Here is a 17,921-nt window from a genome sequence, read left to right as displayed (position 1 = left end):
CGCGGACACCACCGCCCGCGGGTTCCGGCCGCCACCCCGAACCACCTGGCCGGAGCCCGCAGGGCCTCTGGGGCTGACCGCACCATCTCCCGCCCCACCTCACCCGTCACACCGAACCGCTCGTACGTGCGCGTACGCCCAAAGGGGGGACCCCTCATGGCTCGCAAATCACATCAGCCACACCAGTCACAGCCGTCACATCCGACGCCACAGCAGCATCAGCCGTCGCAGGATCAGGCGTCGCAGGATCAGCCGTCGCACCAGCGCTCGTCGCGGCGGCCCGTGCTCCAGCTCCAGGAGCTGACCCGCGTCCACGGCAGCGGCGCCACCGAGGTGCACGCGCTGCGCGGGATCAACCTCGATGTGTTCCCCGGCGAACTGGTCGCGGTCATGGGCCCGTCCGGCTCCGGCAAGTCCACGCTGCTCACCATCGCGGGCGGCCTCGACAGCCCCACCTCGGGCCGTGTGATCGTCGAGGACACCGACATCACCACCGCCGACCGCAAGAAGCTCGCGGCCCTGCGCCGCCGCAGCATCGGCTATGTCTTCCAGGACTACAACCTGATCCCCGCGCTCACCGCCGCCGAGAACATCGCGCTGCCCCGCGAACTCGACGGCGTCTCCGCGCGCAAGGGACGCGTCGAAGCCCTGGCCGCGCTCCGTGAGATGGGGTTGGAGGAGCTTGCCGACCGGTTCCCCGACGAGATGTCCGGCGGCCAGCAGCAGCGGGTGGCGATCGCCCGCGCCCTGGTCGGCGAACGGCGTCTGGTCCTCGCGGACGAGCCGACCGGCGCCCTGGACTCCGAGACCGGCGAGTCCGTACTCGCGCTGCTGCGCACGCGCTGCGACGCGGGCGCGGCCGGCATCCTGGTCACCCATGAGCCGCGCTTCGCGGCCTGGGCGGACCGTGTGATCTTCCTGCGGGACGGCGCGGTCGTCGACCAGACGCTGCGCAGCCAGGCGGACTCGCTTCTGACGGGCCAGGCGGCCGAGCTGTGAAGAACTGGTTCCACTCCTGGCGCGCCGCGGTACGGATAGCCCGCCGCGACGCCTGGCGCTTCAAGGGACGCAGCTTTCTCGTCCTCGCCATGATCGCGCTGCCCATCCTCGGGGTGAGCGCCTTTGATCTGACCGTGCGCAGCTCGCAACTCTCCACCACGGAGAGCCTGAGCCGCGACATCGGCCGGGCCGACGCGCGGATCACCGACCCCTCGTTCGCCGGTGAGCCCCTCAATCAGGACCCGACAGGCGATCAGTACGCGCCGGTGGGCGATTTCGAGAACAAGCCGTGGCCCGATGGTCCCGCGAACATCGAGAAGGCCATCCCGGCGGGCTCCACGGTCCTGGAGGACACGGTCGGGTCCGGAAAGCTGCACACCACGCACGGGCTGCTGCACACCGAGATCCGTGAGCTCAAGGCGTCGGACCCGATGGCCCGGGGCATCATGCGTCTCCTCGACGGCCGCTTCCCTGAGAGGGGCGGCGAGGTCGCCGCGACCACGCACTTCCTGGAGTCCAGCGGGCTGCGGGTGGGCTCGAAGCTCACCGCCCGGGGGCTCGACGCCGACTACCGGATCGTCGGCGCGTACGAACTCCCCAGCTCCCTCGACACCGACCAGGTCAACGCGCTTCCCGGCGCGTTCCTGGCTCCGCTCGACAAGGCGCTGAAGGCCGACGATCTGCCGGGCACCTCCCCGACCACGACACAACTGATCAGCGTCCCCGGTGGTTTCACGTGGAACATGGTGCGGGAGGCCAACGCCAAGGGTGTCATCGTCACCTCACGTGCCGTACAGCTGAACCCGCCCGCCGACTCGGACATCCCGCTCTACCAGCAGGAGGGCTGGGAGAAGTACGAGGAGAGCACGGCGGCCAAGACCGCCGCGATGGCCGCGCTCGGCACCGTCGTCGGTCTCGCGATGCTGGAGATCTGTCTGCTGGCGGGGCCCGCCTTCGCGGTCGGCGCCCGGCGCTCGCGCCGTCAGCTCGGCCTGGTCGGGGCGAACGGCGGCGACCGGCGTCATATCCGGGCCATCGTGCTCGCCGGCGGTCTGGTGATCGGTGTCGCCTCGGCCGTCATCGGTACGGCCCTCGGTGTCGCCCTCACTTTCGCCCTGCGTCCGGTACTTGAGGACTACATGGGGCAGCGCTTCGGCGGCTTCGAGATCCGGCCGCTGGAGCTGATCGGTATCGCGGCGCTCGCCGTGGTCACCGGTCTGCTGGCCGCGATCGTCCCGGCGGTCACCGCCTCCCGTCAGACCGTCCTGGCCTCGCTCACCGGTCGGCGCGGGGTGCGCAAGAGCAGCAGGGTGCTGCCGATTCTCGGACTGATCGCGTTCGTGCTCGGTGCCGCGATCGCGCTGTACGGATCGACGATGACCGAACAGTTCGCGATCGTCGCGGGCGGCAGTGCCCTCGCCGAGCTGGGTGTGGTCGCGCTGACACCGGCCCTGGTGGGTCTGTTCGGCCGGATCGGCCGCTGGATGCCGCTCTCACCGCGGCTGGCGCTGCGTGACGCCGTACGCAACCGGGGGCGCACGGCCCCCGCCGTGGCCGCGGTGCTCGCCGCGGTCGCGGGCACGGTCGCGGTCGCCACGTACGCCGCGAGCATCGATGCCCAGGGCCGGGCCGGGTACACGCCTCAGCTGCCCCACGGTGCGGTCTCCGCCATGCTCGACGAGGGCGGCGGCCGGGATGTCCCGACCGTCCGTACGGCCGTCCAGAAGAATCTGCCCACCGAGATACGGGCCGATGTGGACCGGATCTCCGTCGGGAGGCCGGGCTGCTCGATGTACAGCAGCGGGGAGGGCTGCGGCCGGTACGAGGTGGTCGTACCGAAGGCCAACCAGTGCCCGCTGTGGATGACCAGCGGGACCGAGGACCCCACGGAGAAGTTCAGCAAGGCCGAGCGGCGCAAGCTCACCAAGGACTGGCGTTGCAAGGAGAACGAGGTCTACCTCAGCGTCGAGGGCGGTGTACTGATCGGGGACGCCAAGCTGCTGGCGGTCCTCAGGATCAAGGACGCGGGCGCCGAGAAGGCGCTGGCGGACGGGCGGATCGTCTCGTTCGACAAGCGGAACATCGACACGAACGGCAAGATCGGCATCCGCCTGGTCACCGACATCGAGGCAGCCGACGCGGCCATCGAGAAGGGCAAGGATTCGCCGGGCGTCGTCAAGTCCCTCACGGCGCACCAGGTCGCGGGGTCGCCCAACGCGTACGGCGTCTCGATGATCCTGACCCCGGACACGGCGAAGGCGGCGGGCTTCAGCACCGTCCCGCTCGGCGCGTACTACTCGACCGGCGCCATGCCGAGCGACGCCCAGAAGCAGAAGCTGGACGGCGAGCTCGCCAAGACCGGCAGCGATGTGAAACTCCATATCGAGGGTGGCTACACCAGCGAGAACAACATCGTGCTGCTGGCGCTGACCGTCTTCGCCGGGCTGATCACCATCGGTGCCGCCGGTATCGCCACCGGTCTCGCCCAGGCCGACGCCGAGGCGGACCTCAAGACACTCGCCGCGGTCGGCGCCCCGGCGCGGGTCCGCAGGACGCTCAGCGGGTTCCAGTGCGGGGTGGTGGCCGTGATGGGTGTGGTGCTCGGCTCGGTGGCCGGGGTGCTCCCGGCGATCGGGCTACGGCTGACGGACCGACGCGGCCAGTGGAAGTGGTACCAGCAGGCGCTCGACGAGGGCTGGGGCGCCGTCAGCCCACCGAACGCCCCGATCGTGATCCCCTGGGGGACGCTGGCCGCGCTGCTGATCGCCGTCCCGCTGGGCGCCGCGATCCTGGCGGCGCTGGTCACCCGCTCGCACCGGGTGCTCGGCCGCCGGGCGGCGACGTAACCCCACGGCTCGCCCCGCCGACCGTGTGACCCCCCGCCCGTCCGTGCCCCCGTACGAAGGTCATCCGCCTTCGTACGGGGGCACGCCATGTGGTGAAGCACATGTGCGAGACAATGGGCGGCATGGAGATGCCGAGGAACGAACGGTCGCAGGAGAGCCCCCACGTCCTCGTGGTGGGACAGGACGGGATGGCGCTCGGCGGCGGTGGAACCGACGACGGCGCACGTGAGATTCCGGTGACGGAGATGGTCGAGCAGCCCGCGAAGGTCATGCGGATCGGCAGCATGATCAAGCAGCTTCTGGAGGAGGTGCGGGCGGCTCCTCTGGACGAGGCGAGCCGGGTACGGCTCAAGGAGATCCACGCCGGCTCGGTGAAGGAGCTGGAGGACGGGCTCGCCCCCGAGCTGGTCGAGGAGCTGGAGCGGCTCTCGCTCCCCTTCACGGACGAGGCCATTCCCTCGGAGGCGGAACTGCGTATCGCGCAGGCCCAGCTGGTGGGCTGGCTGGAAGGCCTCTTCCACGGGATCCAGACGGCGCTGTTCGCCCAGCAGATGGCGGCCAGGGCCCAGCTGGAACAGATGCGCCGCGCGCTGCCGCCGGGCTCGGTCCAGGAGGACGACGGAGAGCAGGGGCACGGCGCGATCCGCTCGGGCCCGTACCTGTAACTCTCCGGACCGCCCGATGACCCTGTCCGGCGCGACTGCCCCTGCCCAGCGCCGCTGACTGACTCTGTCCGGCGCGACTGACTCTGTCCGGCGCGGCCCGGCGCACCGTGTGGTGTGCCGGGCCGCGGGCGTATCAAGCGCTCGCGGATGTGAGCAGCAGGATCTTGCCGACGTGCGTGCTCGCCTCCAGGGCACGGTGCGCCTCGGCCGCCTCCGGCATCGGCAGCGTCCGGTCCACGATCGGGCGGACCTGACCGTCGGCGATCAGCGGCCAGACATGCTCCCGTACGGCCGCGACGATCGCCGCCTTCTCGGCCAGCGGCCGGGCGCGCAGCGAGGTCGCCGTAATGGCCCCGCGCTTGCTCAGCAGGACGCCCAGATCGAGTTCGGCCTTCACTCCGCCCTGGAGACCGATCACCGCCAGTCGGCCGTTCACGGCCAGGGCCCGTACATTCCGTTCCAGATACTTCGCGCCGACGATGTCGAGAATGACATCCGCGCCCGCGCCGTCCGTGGCCTTGCGGATCTCCTCCACGAAGTCCTGCTCGCGGTAGTCGATCAGGATGTCCGCGCCCAGTTCGGCGCAGCGCGCCAGCTTCTCGGGGCTGCCCGCCGTGACCGCGACCCGCGCGCCCACCGCCTTGGCCAGCTGGATCGCCATCGTGCCGATCCCGCTCGCCCCGCCGTGCAGGAGCACCGTCTCGCCCGGCCGCAGCTGGGACACCAGGAAAACGTTCGACCAGACCGTGCAGGTGACCTCGGGGAGCGCCGCGGCCGTGGCCAGATCCAGGCCGTGCGGTACGGGAAGCAGCTGCCCGGCCGGGACGGCGACCTTCTCGGCGTACCCCCCGCCGGCCAGCAGCGCGCACACCTCGTCGCCGACGGCCCAGCCCGAGACCCCCGGGCCCAGCGCGGCGATCGTGCCCGCGCACTCCAGGCCGGGGTACGGGGAGGAGCCGGGCGGGGGATCGTAGAAGCCCTGCCGTTGCAGCAGGTCCGCGCGGTTGACGGCGCTCGCCGCCACCTCGACGAGCACCTCGCCCTCGCCGGGTACGGGATCGGGCACCTCGGCCCATACAAGCGCCTCGGGGCCACCGGGTTCCGGAATCGTGATCGCATGCATGGCCGCGAGGCTACTCCGGCGGGCCGTTGAGCGGGCCGTGAGACGGCCCCCGGGTACGGTCAGTTCGAGTTGTCCGGCGCCGAAGGGCTCTGCGCCCTGACGATGGTGATCAGACGGTCGGTCAGCTGGAGCGGGCTGGCGGCGGGGTCGTCGTACCCCATCAGCCGGTGGCCGCGGAGCACGCTCACCACCAGGTCTTCGGTCTCCCGTACATTCCGGCCCACCTCGGCCTTTATGACGGGGCGTTCGATGATGTCGAGACCGCTGCCCTGCTGGATCAGATCCTCCATCACCGTGCCCGCGCTCGGACTGAGCACGGACAGCCCCAGCAGCCGGCCGGCCGCGCTCGCGCTCGTGATGACCGCGTCGGCCCCGGACTGGCGCAGGAGAGGTGCGTTCTCCTCCTCGCGCACGGCGGCCACGATCTTCGCCCCCCTGTTGAGCTGACGTGCGGTCAGTGCCACCAGCACGGCCGTGTCGTCGCGCTGGGTGGCGATGACTATCTGACGCGCCCGCTGCAACTCGGCACGGATCAGCACATCGCTCCGGGTCGCGTCGCCGATCACGCCCACGAACCCCTCCGCGTTCGCCGCGTCGATGACCTTGCTGGACGGATCGACGATAACGATCTGTTCCTTCTTCAGACCCGTGGCGCAGAGCGTCTGCATCGCCGAGCGCCCCTTGGTGCCGAAGCCGACGATGATGGTGTGGTCACGCAAGTTGGACCTCCAGCGGTTCAGCCGCCACTCCTCCCGGGTGCGCTCCGTGAGCACTTCGAGAGTGGTACCGACCAGGATGATCAGGAAAAGCACCCGCAGTGGGGTCACCAGCAGCACATTGACCAGCCGCGCGCTGTCGCTGTACGGGACGATGTCGCCGTACCCCGTCGTCGAGAGCGTGACGGTCGCGTAGTAGACGGAGTCGAGGAAGTCGACCGATTCATCAGCGTTGTCGTGGTAGCCCGTTCTGTCGATATAGACGATGAAAACCGTCAGGGCGAGGACGAACAGCGCCATCAACAGCCGTCGGGTGACCTGGCGCAGCGGCTGTACGGCCGTACGACGCGGAAGCTTTACCCGCGCCGAGACGAGATGTTCGTCGGCGTGCCTGGCCATCGCATCATGGCCGGGAAGTTTCACGTGAAACACCCTCCATCGACCGAAGCCGCCCACGGCAGGTCGAGAACTTCCAGTTCGTCTCCGGGCCGCGCGCCGCCCGGCGGCACGACCACGAGTCCATCGGCGGCGGCGATACCGCGCAGCATGGCGGGACCGTTGAAGTGCAGCGGTACAAGGCCCTCGTCATGGTGCACGAACGGCACCAGCCGGGTGTCGTACGAGTGGCCGTGCACCGCGTCCCGCAGCGGTGCGCGATACGGGGGCCGGGGCGCGCGTCCCGCCAGCGTGCGCAGCAGGGGCTCGGCGAGCGTCAGCAGCCCGGAGACCGCGGCGAGCGGATTGCCGGGGAGCCCGACCAGATGCCGTCCCGATGGCAGCCGGGCGAGCAGCATGGGATGCCCGGGGCGTACGGCGACCCCGTCGACCAGCAGCTCGGCGCCCGTCTTGTGGAGCACCGGGTGGACATGGTCGACCGGTCCGCCGGCCGTACCGCCCGTGGTGAGGACGAGATCGGCCGTGGATCCGGTGATCGCGCGGCACAGCGCCCCCGCGTCGTCGCGAATCCGACGGGTGGCGATCACATCCGCGCCGAGCGTACGGAGCCAGGGGGCGAGCATCGGCCCCAGCGCGTCGCGGATCAGCCCGTCGTGGGGCAGCCCCTTGGTGAGCAGTTCGTCTCCGAGGACCAGCACCTCCACGCGCGGGCGCGGGACGGTGATCAGCTCGTCATAGCCGGCCGCCGCCGCGAGCCCCAGGACGGCGGGGGTCACCAGGGAACCGGCGGGAAGCAGCCGGTCGCCGGCCCGGCACTCCTGGCCACGCGGCCTGATGTCCTGCCCGGGGATCACCTCGCGGTCGGCATGGAGATGGCCGCGGCTGTCCGTACGGGCGTGCTCACTGCGGACCACCGCGGTCGTGTCGGCGGGGATACGGGCGCCGGTCGCGATCCGTACGGCCGTGCCGTCCTGGAGCGGCGCCACCGCCCCACAGCCGGCCAGAATGCCGAGGTCACCGGCTCCCCGGCTGCCGAGGTCGCCGGCCGTCTCCTCTTCTCGTGGGGAGCCCTTGACGGGCCGCACGGACCAGGGGCCCGGCCCCGAGACCGCCCAGCCGTCCATGGCGGAGGTGTCGAATGACGGCAGATCGATGAGTGCGGTCAGCGGCTCGGCGAGTGCCCGGCCCACGGCCCGGTCGAGGGGTACGGAGACGGCACGGGCGGCCGGGGCCGACCCCGCGGAGCGGGCCGCGAGGGCACGGGCGGCGTCCCACGGCTCGGCGCGGTGCCGAAGAGTCGTGGCGTAGCCGGTGCCATGGCCCGGCTCGGTGCCGTGACCCGGCTCGGTGCCATGACCTGCCTCGGTGCCATTGGTCCGGTTCCATTCCTGGCCCTGGCTGTGATGCGGGTCGTGATGCGGATCGTGGGCCGGGCCGGTGGCGCGGTCCGGCTCACGGCCCGCGCCCGGCTCTCTGTGGACCAGAGCCAGGGCATCGTCGAACCCGTCGACCTCGCGGTCCTGGGCCGTCATCCGGCGTCGGCCCCCTTGGCATTCGGTCCGTCGGTGCCCTCCGTCTCGTCCGCCCAGCGCACGGCGAGCGCGGCGGCCTTACGGGCGGCCTCGGCGACCGCTTCGGGACCGTCCCCACCAGCCTTGGCCGCCGCGTAACCGACCAGGAAGGTCGTCAGCGGCGCGGCGGGCCTCGCCACGCCGTGCGCGGCGTCGCGGGCGAGATCGAGGAGTACACGGATGTCGACATCCAGCTCGATGCCGAGTTCGTCCTTGACTGCGGTGATCCATTCGTCCAGCACGGTCCCATGCTCTCTGATCCTGGCCCGCGCTGTGGAGATGTCTTCCCAGGTGTCGCAGTCGAAGGAGGCGAGCGGATCGGCGTCGACCCGGGCGAGGTCGAGCTCCGCCACCAGCAGCCGGAGCGGCAGGCCGGGCAGACTGCCGTACTCGGTGGCGAGCAGGGCCAGTTCACGGCGGAGCGGTTCGGCGCGGTAGGCGGCGACCAGCGGCTGGTCACGGCCTTCGGCGTCGGTGAGCAGCGCCCCCTCCCGGCCGGTTGTGTCCAGCGTCTCGATCAGGCGGCGCACCGTCGGCTCCCCCATGAACGGCAGATCCGCGGAGAGTACGAGCACGGTCTCCGCCTCGGCGCACCGCATCCCGGCGTCGAGCGCGGCGACCGGACCGCCGCCGGGCGGGTTCTCACGCGCCCAGCGCACCGGCCGCACCGTGGGCCGCCTGCCGCCCACGACGACGGTGCGGGCGGCCCCTTCACAGGCCGCCAGCACCCGGTCGAGCAGCGACCGGCCCCCGACGCGTACCCCTGGCTTGTCGGCGCCGCCGAGCCTCTTGGCGGCACCTCCGGCGAGCACGATGGCGTCATACGCGGTCATGGCTGAAGTATGGGCCGCGACCGCCCGCCCGATGCATCCGAGGTGGCCTGTTCTTCGAGCGGACACCTCACTACAGCGTGCGCAGCAGCACCGCCGGCTGTTCGACGCAGTCCGCCACATAGCGCAGGAAGCCGCCGGCCGTACCGCCGTCGCAGACACGGTGATCGAAGGTGAGCGACAGCTGGACGACCTGACGGACGGCCAGCTCGCCCTCGTGCACCCATGGCTTGGGCACGATCCTGCCGATCCCGAGCATCGCCGCCTCGGGGTGGTTGATGATCGGCGTCGAACCGTCGACCCCGAACACCCCGTAGTTGTTGAGAGTGAACGTCCCGCCGGTCAGCTCGCCCGGCGTGAGCGTGCCTGCCCTGCCCGCCTCCGTCAGCCGCGCGAACTCGGCGCTCAGCGACTCCGCCGAGCGGACGTGCGCGTCCCGTACGACAGGGACGACCAGGCCACGGTCGGTCTGCGCGGCGAAGCCGAGATGCACCTCCGGCAGGCGCACGATCTCCCGCGCGGCCATGTCCACGGTGGAGTTGAGCTCGGGGTGGCGGGCGAGGGCCGCCGTGCAGATCCGGGCCATCAGGGCGAGCACCGAGATCTTGGCCCCTCCGGCCGCGTTCATCGCCGCACGCGCGACCATCAGTTCCGTGGCGTCCGCGTCGACCCAGCAGGTCGCGTCAGGGATCTCCTGACGGCTGCGGGTGAGCTTGTCCGCGACCGCGCCGCGTACGCCGCGTAGAGGCACCCTGGTGACGCCGGGCCGCGCGGACGGGGCGGACGGCGTGGCTCCCACAGAAGCCGGGGCCGGAGCGGGGGCCGAAGCCGGGGCCGGAGCCGTGCCCCGGACCGTGGCCGGAGCCGGAGCCGGAGCCGGAGCTGAGGTTGGGGCGGGTACGGGGACGGCGGGTGGTGCCTGCGTGACGCCCCGGCGGATCGCCTGCTCGACGTCGCACCGCAGGATCAGACCGTCCCGCCCCGAGCCCGTCAGCTCCCGCAGATCAAGGCCGTGCTCCCGGGCCAGCCTGCGTACCAGCGGGGAGACGACCGGCACCGCTCGGGCACCGCCGTTCACCGGTTCACGAGTGGCGGCGGGGGCGGCGACGGACGCGCTCATCGGCGCCCGGCGGACCCGGCGCCGACGCGCCGCCGGGGCGCCCGTGCCGTATCCGACCAGCACATTGCCCGATGTCTCGTCGGAGGCCGGAGCCGAGGTGGGGGCAGCCGCGGGGGCCCGGAGTGGGGCCGGGGCCGGGGCGGCGGCCTTCGCCGAGGCAGCCGCCGTCGGCGCGTCGGCCGGTTCCGACGCCCCCACCGCCACCGTCAGCAGCGGCGCCCCGACGGGCAGCTCCGTGCCCTCTTCGCCGTAGCGCGCCGTGACCACACCCCCGTATGGGCAGGGCACCTCCACCATCGCCTTGGCCGTCTCGACCTCGACCACCGGCTGGTCGACGGCGACGACATCCCCCACCGACACCAGCCAGCGGACGATCTCCGCCTCGGTCAGCCCTTCCCCGAGGTCCGGCAGTTTGAATTCCAGCACCTGGGCCATCAGCTCTCCGTCTCCCACTGGAGTCGCGCGACCGCGTCCAGCACCCGGTCCACTCCCGGAAGATGGTGCCTCTCCAGCATGGGCGGCGGATAGGGAATGTCGAATCCGGCCACGCGCAGCACCGGCGCCTCCAGATAGTGGAAGCAGCGCTCCGTGACCCGGGCGGCGATCTCCCCGCCGGGTCCGCCGAAGCCGGTGGACTCGTGGACGACGACCGCGCGCCCCGTGCGCCGTACGGACTCGGCGACCGTCTCGTCGTCGAACGGCACCAGTGAGCGCAGATCGACGACCTCCAGGTCCCAGCCCTCGGCGCGGGCCGCCTCCGCCGCCTCCAGACAGACCGGCACGGAAGGACCGTAGGTGATCAGCGTGGCGCTGCTGCCCCGGCGCCGCACGACGGCCCGTCCGATCGGTCCGACCTCGGCCGGCTCGTCCGGCGACCACGTGGCCTTCGACCAGTAGAGCCGCTTCGGCTCCAGGAAGATCACCGGATCGTCGGAGGCGATCGCGGCCCGCAGCAGCCCGTACGCGTCGTCGACCGTGGCGGGCGTGACGACATGGAGGCCAGGGGTCGCCATGTAGTACGCCTCCGAGGAGTCGCTGTGGTGCTCGACCCCGCCGATCCCGCCGCCGTACGGCACCCGCACGGTGATCGGCAGCGGCATCGCACCCCGCGTGCGGTTCCGCATCTTCGCCACATGGCTGATCAGCTGCTCGAACGACGGATAGGCGAAGGCGTCGAACTGCATCTCCACGACGGGCCGCAGCCCGTACATCGCCATCCCGACGGCCGCCCCCAGGATGCCGGCCTCGGCGAGCGGCGTGTCCGTACAGCGGTCGTCGCCGAACTCGGCCGCGAGCCCGTCGGTGATCCGGAAGACCCCGCCGAGCGTGCCGACGTCCTCACCGAGGACATGGACAGAGGGGTCCTCGGCCATCGCGTCGCGCAGCGCGCGCCGCAGGGCCTGCGCCATGGTGGCGGGCTTCACCGCGACAGTGGTCATCGCGCCTCACCGGATCCTTCCGCGCGTCCTTCTCCGGAGCCTTCCTCGGCCGATGCCTCAAGCTCGGCACGGAGCTGGGCGGCCTGTTCACGCAGCTGGACGGTCTGTTCCGCGTAGACATGCGTGAAGAGGTCCATGGGATCGAGCACCGGCTCTGCGTTCATCCGGTCACGCAGCCGGGCGGCCATCGTCTCGGCGGCCTCGGCGGCCTTGCCGATGCCGTCCTCGTCGAGCACCCCGCGCGCGGTCAGCTCGTGTTCGAGCAGCCGGACCGGGTCGTGCGCGCGCCAGATCTCGACCTCGTCGCCGGCTCGGTAACGCGTGGCGTCGTCGGCGTTCGTATGGGCATCGATGCGGTAGGTCACGGCCTCCACCAGCGTCGGTCCCTCGCCGCGCCCGGCGCGTGCCAGGGCCTCGCCGAGGACCGTGTGCACCGCGACCACGTCATTGCCGTCGACCAGCCGGCCCGGCATGCCGTACCCGACGGCCTTGTGGGCCAGGGAGGGCGCCGCGCTCTGCTTGGAGAGGGGCACGGAGATCGCGAAGCCGTTGTTCTGGACGAGAAAGACGACCGGGACCCGCCACACGGCGGCGAAGTTCAGCGCCTCGTGGAAGTCGCCCTCGCTGGTGCCGCCGTCGCCGACGAGAGCGAGCGCGACCACATCGTCCCCCTTGAGCCGGGCCGCGTGCGCCAGGCCGACGGCGTGCGGCAGCTGGGTGGCCAGCGGTGTCGACAGCGGCGCGATCCGGTGCTCGTGCGGGTCGTAGCCGGTGTGCCAGTCACCGCGCAGCAGCGTCAGTGCCTGTACGGGATCCAGCCCCCGCGCCACGGCCGCGAGGGTGTCGCGGTAGCTGGGGAAGAGCCAGTCCTGCTCCCGCAGGACCAGCGCGGCGGCGATCTGGCAGGCCTCCTGGCCGGTGCTCGACGGGTAGACGGCCAGCCTGCCCTGCTTGGTGAGCGCCGTGGCCTGCGTGTTGTACCTGCGCCCGCGGACCAGCTCTGCGTAGAGCCGGAGCAGCAGGGCGGGGTCGGCCCCGGCCGCGGCGTCCGTACCCAGCACGCGGTACGGCTCGGGGTCGGGCAGCAGCGGCGCGGGGTCGGTACGCGGCCGCCACGCCGGGGGCGGGTGCGGCAGGTGGCCCGCGGCACCGGGCAGTTCCTGAACCGACGTACTGCTCTTCTTCACGCGTGCACCTCCTCGTGGGAGTGGGCGAACGGGTGCCAAAATGTGGCACGCCTCACCTACCGATTGTTCGGTCGTCAGGGCATTTTGGCTACACGCGGCTCCAGCCTGTGGACAAACGGTTCTCCACAGCTTGGGATGGACGCAGGCCGTCCATGGCGCGGAGGCGAGGAGACAGGGGAGCTGAACAAATGGCCGACGGCACGGACCAGGAGATCGACGGGGTGGGGGTCGGGCCCGGCGCCGAAACACGCGGCGGCGGTACGGAAGCCATGCTTCCGGCGCGCCCGCTGGACGCCATCGACCAAGACATTCTGCGCATCCTGCGAGCCGACGGCCGCGCCTCGATACGTTCGGTGGCCGAGCGCGTCCATGTCTCGCGCGCCAACGCGTACGCCCGTATCAACCGGCTGATCGACGACGGCGTGATCCGCGGTTTCAGCGCCAGCGTCAACCATGAACGCGCCGGCCAGGGCGCCTCCGCGTACATCACCCTGAAGATCGTGCAGAACTCCTGGCGCACCGTGCGCGAACAGCTCCAGGAGCTGCCGGGAGCCACCCATATCGCGCTGGTCAGCGGTGACTTCGACGTACTGCTGCTGGTGCACGCCCCCGACAACCGCTCCCTGCGGGAGCTGGTCCTGACCAGGCTCCAGTCCATCCCCGAGGTGCTTTCGACCCGCACGCTGCTGGTCTTCGAGGAGACGGACCTGAATGGGCCCCCTCCGTAGAAGACGGCCTCCTCAGAAAACGGCCTCCTCATTAAAGAGGAGGCCGTTAACGGGTTCGGGACGGGGCCGCTACGAGCCCTGCTGCGGGGCGGTGCGCAGCCCGTCGAAGGCCAGCCGTACGACCGCCTCCGCCACCTGGTCGCGGTCATAGCCGCCGGGCGCGTGCGGCCGGTACCACTCCACCAGCGAGTTGACCATGCCGAAGAGCAGCCGGGTCGCCAGCCTGATGTCCATGTCGGCGCGCAGATCACCGTCCGCCGCGGCGGCCTTCAGCAGGTCCGCGACCCGCTGGTCGAATTCGCGGCGCCGTTCCATCGCCCAGCGCTCGGTCTGGGTATTGCCCCTGACCCGCAGCAGCAGCGTCACGTACGGCAGCTCCGCGATCAGCACCTCGACCGTACGGCGGGTCACGTACTCCACCCGTCCGATGGCCCGTCCGCGCGTCGCCCCCTCCTCTTCGAGGATCCCGAAGAGACCGTCCAGGGCGCGGCTGACGGCACGGCGCAGCAGCTCCTCCTTGCCCACGACGTGGTGGTATATCGAGGACTTGGAGATCCCGGCCGCCTTGGAAAGATGCTCCATGGAGGTGCCGTCGTACCCGCGCTCGTTGAAGACACGGACAGCGACGGTCAGCAGGGTCTCGGGCGTGTAGGTGTCGCGCTTCGCGGTGGTCATGACGCGTCGTCCTCCTGAGCGGCGGCCAGGCGCCGCAGTGCCTGGGAGGGGGCATAGCGGCCCGTGGGGTACTCCTCGTGCAGCGCCTCCAGCGTGTCGAGCGCCCATCGCGCGCCGAGCCGGTCGCCCCAGTCGAGTGGTCCGCGCGGGTAGTTGACGCCGAGTCGCATCGCGAGGTCGATGTCCTCCGGGGCCGCCACCTGGCGCGCTGCCGCGTCGAGGGCGAAGTCCACGAGCATCGCGACCGTACGGGCCACGATCAGGCCGGGGATGTCACCGATCACGCTGACGTCCTTGCCCAGCGCCTGGAAGAGGCCGGTGGCCTCCTTCAGAGCCGTGTGGGCCACCCGGGCGGCGGGCGCGAGGGCGATCCGGGTCGCGTCCCGGTAGTCCAGTGCCAGATCGAAGTGGATGACCGGCATCCCCGCGTCGTCGGCGGCCGAGCCGTCCGCCAGGAAGAGGCGTGTGCCGTCGGACAGTTCGATCCAGCCGGGATAGCCGGGAACGGCGTCGTCCTTATGGATGACGCCGATCCCCGCTTCCTCGATCAGGCCGGGCAGCGCGTCCGCCGCGAACAGCTCGCCCCGCACCGTGACGGACGCGGGCGCCCTTTCGGGCCCCGCCGTGTGCGCGACGGGCCGCGGCGCGTCCTCGCCGTACGCGTACCACCCCCGGCCCGACTTGCGCCCCAGCCGTCCCGACTCCACCAGCCGGCGCTGCGCGAGCGACGGCGTGAACTTCGGGTCCTGGAAGAAGGACTCCCAGACCGACCGGGTGACGGCCTCGTTGACGTCCTGGCCGATCAGGTCGGTCAGCTCGAAGGGGCCCATCCTGAAGCCACCGCACTCCCGCAGGACAGCGTCGATGGTCGCGGGGTCGGCGGCCCGCTCCTCGTACACGCGCAGGGCTTCCGCGTAGAAGGGGCGGGCAACGCGGTTGACGACGAAGCCGGGGGTGTCGGCGCAGCGCACTGGCGTCTTTCCCCAGGCCAGCGCCGTCGCGTAGGCACGCTCGGCGGCTGTCTCGTCGGTCGCGAAGCCGCTCACGACCTCCACCAGCAGCAGCAGCGGGGCGGGGTTGAAGAAGTGCAGTCCCACGAAGCGGCCTGGGTGGCGCAGCGCGCCCGCGACCGCCGTGACGGAGAGGGAGGAGGTGTTGGTGGCGAGCAGAGTGTCGTCGGCGACGATGTCCTCCAGCGCCGCGAACAGTTCGCGCTTGACGGAGAGTTCCTCCAGGACCGCTTCGACCACGAGTGCGGCGTCCGCCAGCTCGGTGAGGTCCCGGGCCGGGTGCAGCCGGGCGCGGGCGGCGTCGCGGGCCACGGCGTCGAGCCGGCCCTTCTCGACGAGCCGGTCGAGTCGCCCGGCGAGCGTGGTGGCGGCCTGCTCCGCACGGCCGGGCACGGCGTCGTAGAGCCGTACGGGATGGCCTGCGACCAGCGCCACCTGGGCTATGCCCTGCCCCATCGTGCCGGTGCCGACGACCGCGACGACGCGGCCGGGCTCGATTGCTGTCATGGACGCAATCCTCCCGTATGAGTGAGCCATTGAGTGAGCCAGTTGTCCGAGTGAGCCAGTTGTCCACAGACGAGTCGTCCACGGACGGGTTGTCCACGGACGAGTCACGGCCGAGTGCGGACGAGTGCGGACGAGTTATGCACAGGTTCGCCGGACACCCTTGTCCCGACCGATCGTTCGGTTACTCTAACTCTGTCCGCCAGTTCATGTCCCTGTCCGTGTCCCTGATGCTCAGCCCGACCGAGGAGTGGGTCCGTCATGGCCGCCGCCCAGCTCAGTCCCCAGCAGCTCTCCGACAAGCACCGGCCCACGCTCGACCGGGCTCTCGACGCGATCAGCACCCGCGCCTACTGGTCCCCGCATCCCGAGCACCCCAAGGGGTACGGGGAGACCGCGCCGGCGGACGGGCTCGCCGCCTTCCAGGCACTGCGCGGGACCCGCTTCGAGCTGGACCAGCCGGGGACGGACGGCTGGACCGGCGGCGAGATCTCGCCCTACGGCCCGGCGCTGGAGGTCGAGTATCCGCACGCGGACCTGGAGGTCCTGCTGCCCGCCATGCGCGCGGGCATGGGCGCGTGGCGCGACGCGGGGCCCGAGACGCGCGCCCTGGTCTGTCTGGAGATCCTGGCCCGGATCAGCGCCCGTACGCACGAGTTCGCGCACGCGGTGATGCACACCAGCGGCCAGGCGTTCATGATGGCGTTCCAGGCGGGCGGGCCGCACGCCCAGGACCGCGGCCTGGAGGCCGTGGCGTACGCGTATCAGGAGCAGGTCCGTACGCCGGCCGGGGCCGACTGGTCCAAGCCGCAGGGCAAGCGCGACCCTCTTGAGCTGCGGAAGACCTTCACCCCGGCCGCGCGCGGGATCTCGCTGCTGGTCGGCTGCAACACCTTCCCGACGTGGAACGGCTATCCGGGCCTGTTCGCCTCCCTGGCCACCGGCAACCCAGTCCTGGTCAAGCCGCATCCGCGGGCGGTCCTGCCGCTCGCACTGACGGTCCGGGTCGCCCGTGACGTGCTCGCCGAGGCCGGATTCGACCCGAATCTGGTCGCCCTGGCCGTGGAGCGGCCCGGCGAGGGCATCGCCAAGACGCTGGCCGTACGCCCCGAGGTCCGGATCATCGACTACACCGGCTCCACCGCCTTCGGCGACTGGCTGGAGTCCCACGCCCGTCAGGCGCAGGTGTACACGGAGAAGGCCGGCGTCAACACCGTCGTGATCGACTCCACCGACGACTACAAGGGGATGCTCTCCAACCTCGCGTTCTCTCTCTCGCTGTACAGCGGCCAGATGTGCACCACCCCGCAGAATCTGCTGATCCCCCGGGACGGCATCACGACGGACGCGGGCGAGAAGTCGTACGACGAGGTGGTGGCCGATCTCGCGGCCTCGGTGAGCGGACTGCTGGGCGACGACGCCCGCGCCAACGCGCTGCTGGGCGCGCTGGTCAACCCCGAGGTGAAGGCCCGTCTCGACGCGGCGGGCGGGCTCGGGGACGTCGCGCTCGCCTCGCGTGAGATCGCCAACCCGGAGTTCCCGGACGCGGTGGTCCGCACCCCCGCGATCGTGAAGGCCGACGGCGCCCGCAAGTCCTGGGAGAAGGCGTGGGAGGGCGCGGCCGAGGGCGGGAGCGCCGCTGCCGCTGAGCTCCCGTATCTCGCGGAGTGCTTCGGTCCGGTGTCCTTCGCGGTCGCCGTGGACTCGACGGAGGACGCGCTGGAACTGCTGCGGCGCACGGTGCGGGACAAGGGCGCGATGACGGTCGGCGCGTACACGACCTCGGGTGAGACGGAGCGCGCGATCGAGGAGGTCTGCCTGGAGGAGTCCGCGCAGCTCTCGCTGAATCTCACGGGCGGGGTCTATGTGAACCAGACGGCGGCCTTCTCGGACTTCCACGGCTCCGGCGGCAACCCGGCGGCGAACGCGGCGCTGTGTGACGCGGCGTTCGTGGCGAATCGCTTCCGGGTGGTGGAGGTACGACGCCAGGCCTGAGGCGCGCGGATACCTGAGAGGGACGGAAAGCGGATACCTGAGAGGCACGGATACCTGAGACGCCGGCGCCCGGGACGCTGACACCCGGGCGCCGACGCCTGAGGTCTGGGCGCCGCC

The 17,921-nt window shown here is 71.4% G+C and carries 14 protein-coding genes; 5 read left to right on the top strand and 9 right to left on the bottom strand.

The window, feature by feature from the left end; genetic code table 11:
- Positions 1-282: 282 nt before the first annotated feature.
- The 3 genes from ACFRMN_RS09755 to ACFRMN_RS09745 all read left to right on the top strand — a co-directional run bounded on the left by ACFRMN_RS09755 (position 283) and on the right by ACFRMN_RS09745 (position 4,510).
- Entirely contained in the window at positions 283-999 is a 717-nt protein-coding gene (locus ACFRMN_RS09755; RefSeq protein WP_383016533.1) for an ABC transporter ATP-binding protein, read from the top strand.
- Positions 996-3,845 (top strand): FtsX-like permease family protein, encoded by a 2,850-nt coding sequence (locus ACFRMN_RS09750; protein WP_383015956.1) that lies wholly within the window; start codon positions 996-998, stop codon positions 3,843-3,845. Before ACFRMN_RS09755 ends, ACFRMN_RS09750 begins: the two co-directional genes overlap by 4 nt.
- A 122-nt stretch (positions 3,846-3,967) precedes the next feature.
- Positions 3,968-4,510, top strand: coding sequence for a bacterial proteasome activator family protein (locus ACFRMN_RS09745; protein ID WP_030350912.1), 543 nt, complete (start codon positions 3,968-3,970; stop codon positions 4,508-4,510).
- Between the two features lie 133 nt (positions 4,511-4,643).
- Here ACFRMN_RS09745 and ACFRMN_RS09740 read toward each other — a convergent pair whose 3' ends face one another.
- The 7 genes from ACFRMN_RS09740 to pdhA form a co-directional block, all read right to left on the bottom strand.
- A complete protein-coding gene (locus ACFRMN_RS09740) occupies positions 4,644-5,633 on the bottom strand; it encodes an NAD(P)H-quinone oxidoreductase (RefSeq protein WP_383015953.1) in 990 nt (329 codons plus the stop codon).
- 59 nt (positions 5,634-5,692) lie between these two features.
- On the bottom strand, positions 5,693-6,748 hold the full coding sequence (locus ACFRMN_RS09735) for a potassium channel family protein (RefSeq protein WP_383015950.1): 1,056 nt from the start codon (positions 6,746-6,748) through the stop codon (positions 5,693-5,695).
- A 20-nt stretch (positions 6,749-6,768) separates the two neighbouring features.
- Positions 6,769-8,277, bottom strand: a complete 1,509-nt coding sequence (locus tag ACFRMN_RS09730; RefSeq protein WP_383015947.1) for a molybdopterin molybdotransferase MoeA — start codon at positions 8,275-8,277, stop codon at positions 6,769-6,771.
- Positions 8,274-9,149: an NTP transferase domain-containing protein gene (locus ACFRMN_RS09725; protein ID WP_383015944.1), complete on the bottom strand. Its 876-nt coding sequence runs from the start codon at positions 9,147-9,149 to the stop codon at positions 8,274-8,276. The genes ACFRMN_RS09730 and ACFRMN_RS09725 overlap by 4 nt, the downstream gene beginning before the upstream one ends.
- Before the next feature lie 70 nt (positions 9,150-9,219).
- Positions 9,220-10,701 (bottom strand): dihydrolipoamide acetyltransferase family protein, encoded by a 1,482-nt coding sequence (locus ACFRMN_RS09720; RefSeq protein WP_383015941.1) that lies wholly within the window; start codon positions 10,699-10,701, stop codon positions 9,220-9,222.
- Positions 10,701-11,705: an alpha-ketoacid dehydrogenase subunit beta gene (locus tag ACFRMN_RS09715; protein WP_383015938.1), complete on the bottom strand. Its 1,005-nt coding sequence runs from the start codon at positions 11,703-11,705 to the stop codon at positions 10,701-10,703. The genes ACFRMN_RS09720 and ACFRMN_RS09715 overlap by 1 nt, the downstream gene beginning before the upstream one ends.
- On the bottom strand, positions 11,702-12,892 hold the full coding sequence (pdhA, locus tag ACFRMN_RS09710; RefSeq protein WP_383015935.1) for a pyruvate dehydrogenase (acetyl-transferring) E1 component subunit alpha: 1,191 nt from the start codon (positions 12,890-12,892) through the stop codon (positions 11,702-11,704). Before pdhA ends, ACFRMN_RS09715 begins: the two co-directional genes overlap by 4 nt.
- A gap of 188 nt (positions 12,893-13,080) precedes the next feature.
- On the opposite strand from pdhA, the gene ACFRMN_RS09705 reads away from it, so the two are divergent.
- Positions 13,081-13,620: an Lrp/AsnC family transcriptional regulator gene (locus tag ACFRMN_RS09705; RefSeq protein WP_383015932.1), complete on the top strand. Its 540-nt coding sequence runs from the start codon at positions 13,081-13,083 to the stop codon at positions 13,618-13,620.
- A 69-nt stretch (positions 13,621-13,689) separates the two neighbouring features.
- On the opposite strand, the gene ACFRMN_RS09700 is transcribed toward ACFRMN_RS09705, so the two are convergent.
- Both ACFRMN_RS09700 and ACFRMN_RS09695 read right to left on the bottom strand, forming a co-directional pair.
- Positions 13,690-14,295, bottom strand: coding sequence for a TetR/AcrR family transcriptional regulator (locus tag ACFRMN_RS09700; protein WP_383015929.1), 606 nt, complete (start codon positions 14,293-14,295; stop codon positions 13,690-13,692).
- On the bottom strand, positions 14,292-15,812 hold the full coding sequence (locus ACFRMN_RS09695; RefSeq protein ID WP_383015926.1) for a 3-hydroxyacyl-CoA dehydrogenase: 1,521 nt from the start codon (positions 15,810-15,812) through the stop codon (positions 14,292-14,294). The genes ACFRMN_RS09700 and ACFRMN_RS09695 overlap by 4 nt, the downstream gene beginning before the upstream one ends.
- A 258-nt stretch (positions 15,813-16,070) precedes the next feature.
- Here ACFRMN_RS09695 and paaN point away from each other — a divergent pair, with 258 nt between their 5' ends.
- The gene (gene paaN, locus ACFRMN_RS09690; protein WP_383015923.1) at positions 16,071-17,804 is read left to right on the top strand and encodes a phenylacetic acid degradation protein PaaN; all 1,734 of its coding nucleotides are present in this window, start codon (positions 16,071-16,073) and stop codon (positions 17,802-17,804) included.
- Positions 17,805-17,921: the final 117 nt, after the last annotated feature.

Source organism: Streptomyces sp. NPDC056835 (assembly GCF_042789485.1).
Lineage (GTDB): Bacteria > Actinomycetota > Actinomycetes > Streptomycetales > Streptomycetaceae > Streptomyces.
This window is presented reverse-complemented; position numbering and strand designations above follow the sequence as displayed.

Coding starts and splice junctions, on each gene's coding strand:
- ACFRMN_RS09745 (WP_030350912.1), top strand. CDS start 3,968: ATGGAGATGCCGAGGAACGAACGGTCGCAGGAGAGCCCCCACGTCCTC.
- ACFRMN_RS09740 (WP_383015953.1), bottom strand. CDS start 5,633: ATGCATGCGATCACGATTCCGGAACCCGGTGGCCCCGAGGCGCTTGTA.
- ACFRMN_RS09735 (WP_383015950.1), bottom strand. CDS start 6,748: ATGGCCAGGCACGCCGACGAACATCTCGTCTCGGCGCGGGTAAAGCTT.
- ACFRMN_RS09730 (WP_383015947.1), bottom strand. CDS start 8,277: ATGACGGCCCAGGACCGCGAGGTCGACGGGTTCGACGATGCCCTGGCT.
- ACFRMN_RS09725 (WP_383015944.1), bottom strand. CDS start 9,149: ATGACCGCGTATGACGCCATCGTGCTCGCCGGAGGTGCCGCCAAGAGG.
- ACFRMN_RS09720 (WP_383015941.1), bottom strand. CDS start 10,701: ATGGCCCAGGTGCTGGAATTCAAACTGCCGGACCTCGGGGAAGGGCTG.
- ACFRMN_RS09715 (WP_383015938.1), bottom strand. CDS start 11,705: ATGACCACTGTCGCGGTGAAGCCCGCCACCATGGCGCAGGCCCTGCGG.
- ACFRMN_RS09705 (WP_383015932.1), top strand. CDS start 13,081: ATGGCCGACGGCACGGACCAGGAGATCGACGGGGTGGGGGTCGGGCCC.
- ACFRMN_RS09700 (WP_383015929.1), bottom strand. CDS start 14,295: ATGACCACCGCGAAGCGCGACACCTACACGCCCGAGACCCTGCTGACC.
- ACFRMN_RS09695 (WP_383015926.1), bottom strand. CDS start 15,812: ATGACAGCAATCGAGCCCGGCCGCGTCGTCGCGGTCGTCGGCACCGGC.
- paaN (WP_383015923.1), top strand. CDS start 16,071: ATGGCCGCCGCCCAGCTCAGTCCCCAGCAGCTCTCCGACAAGCACCGG.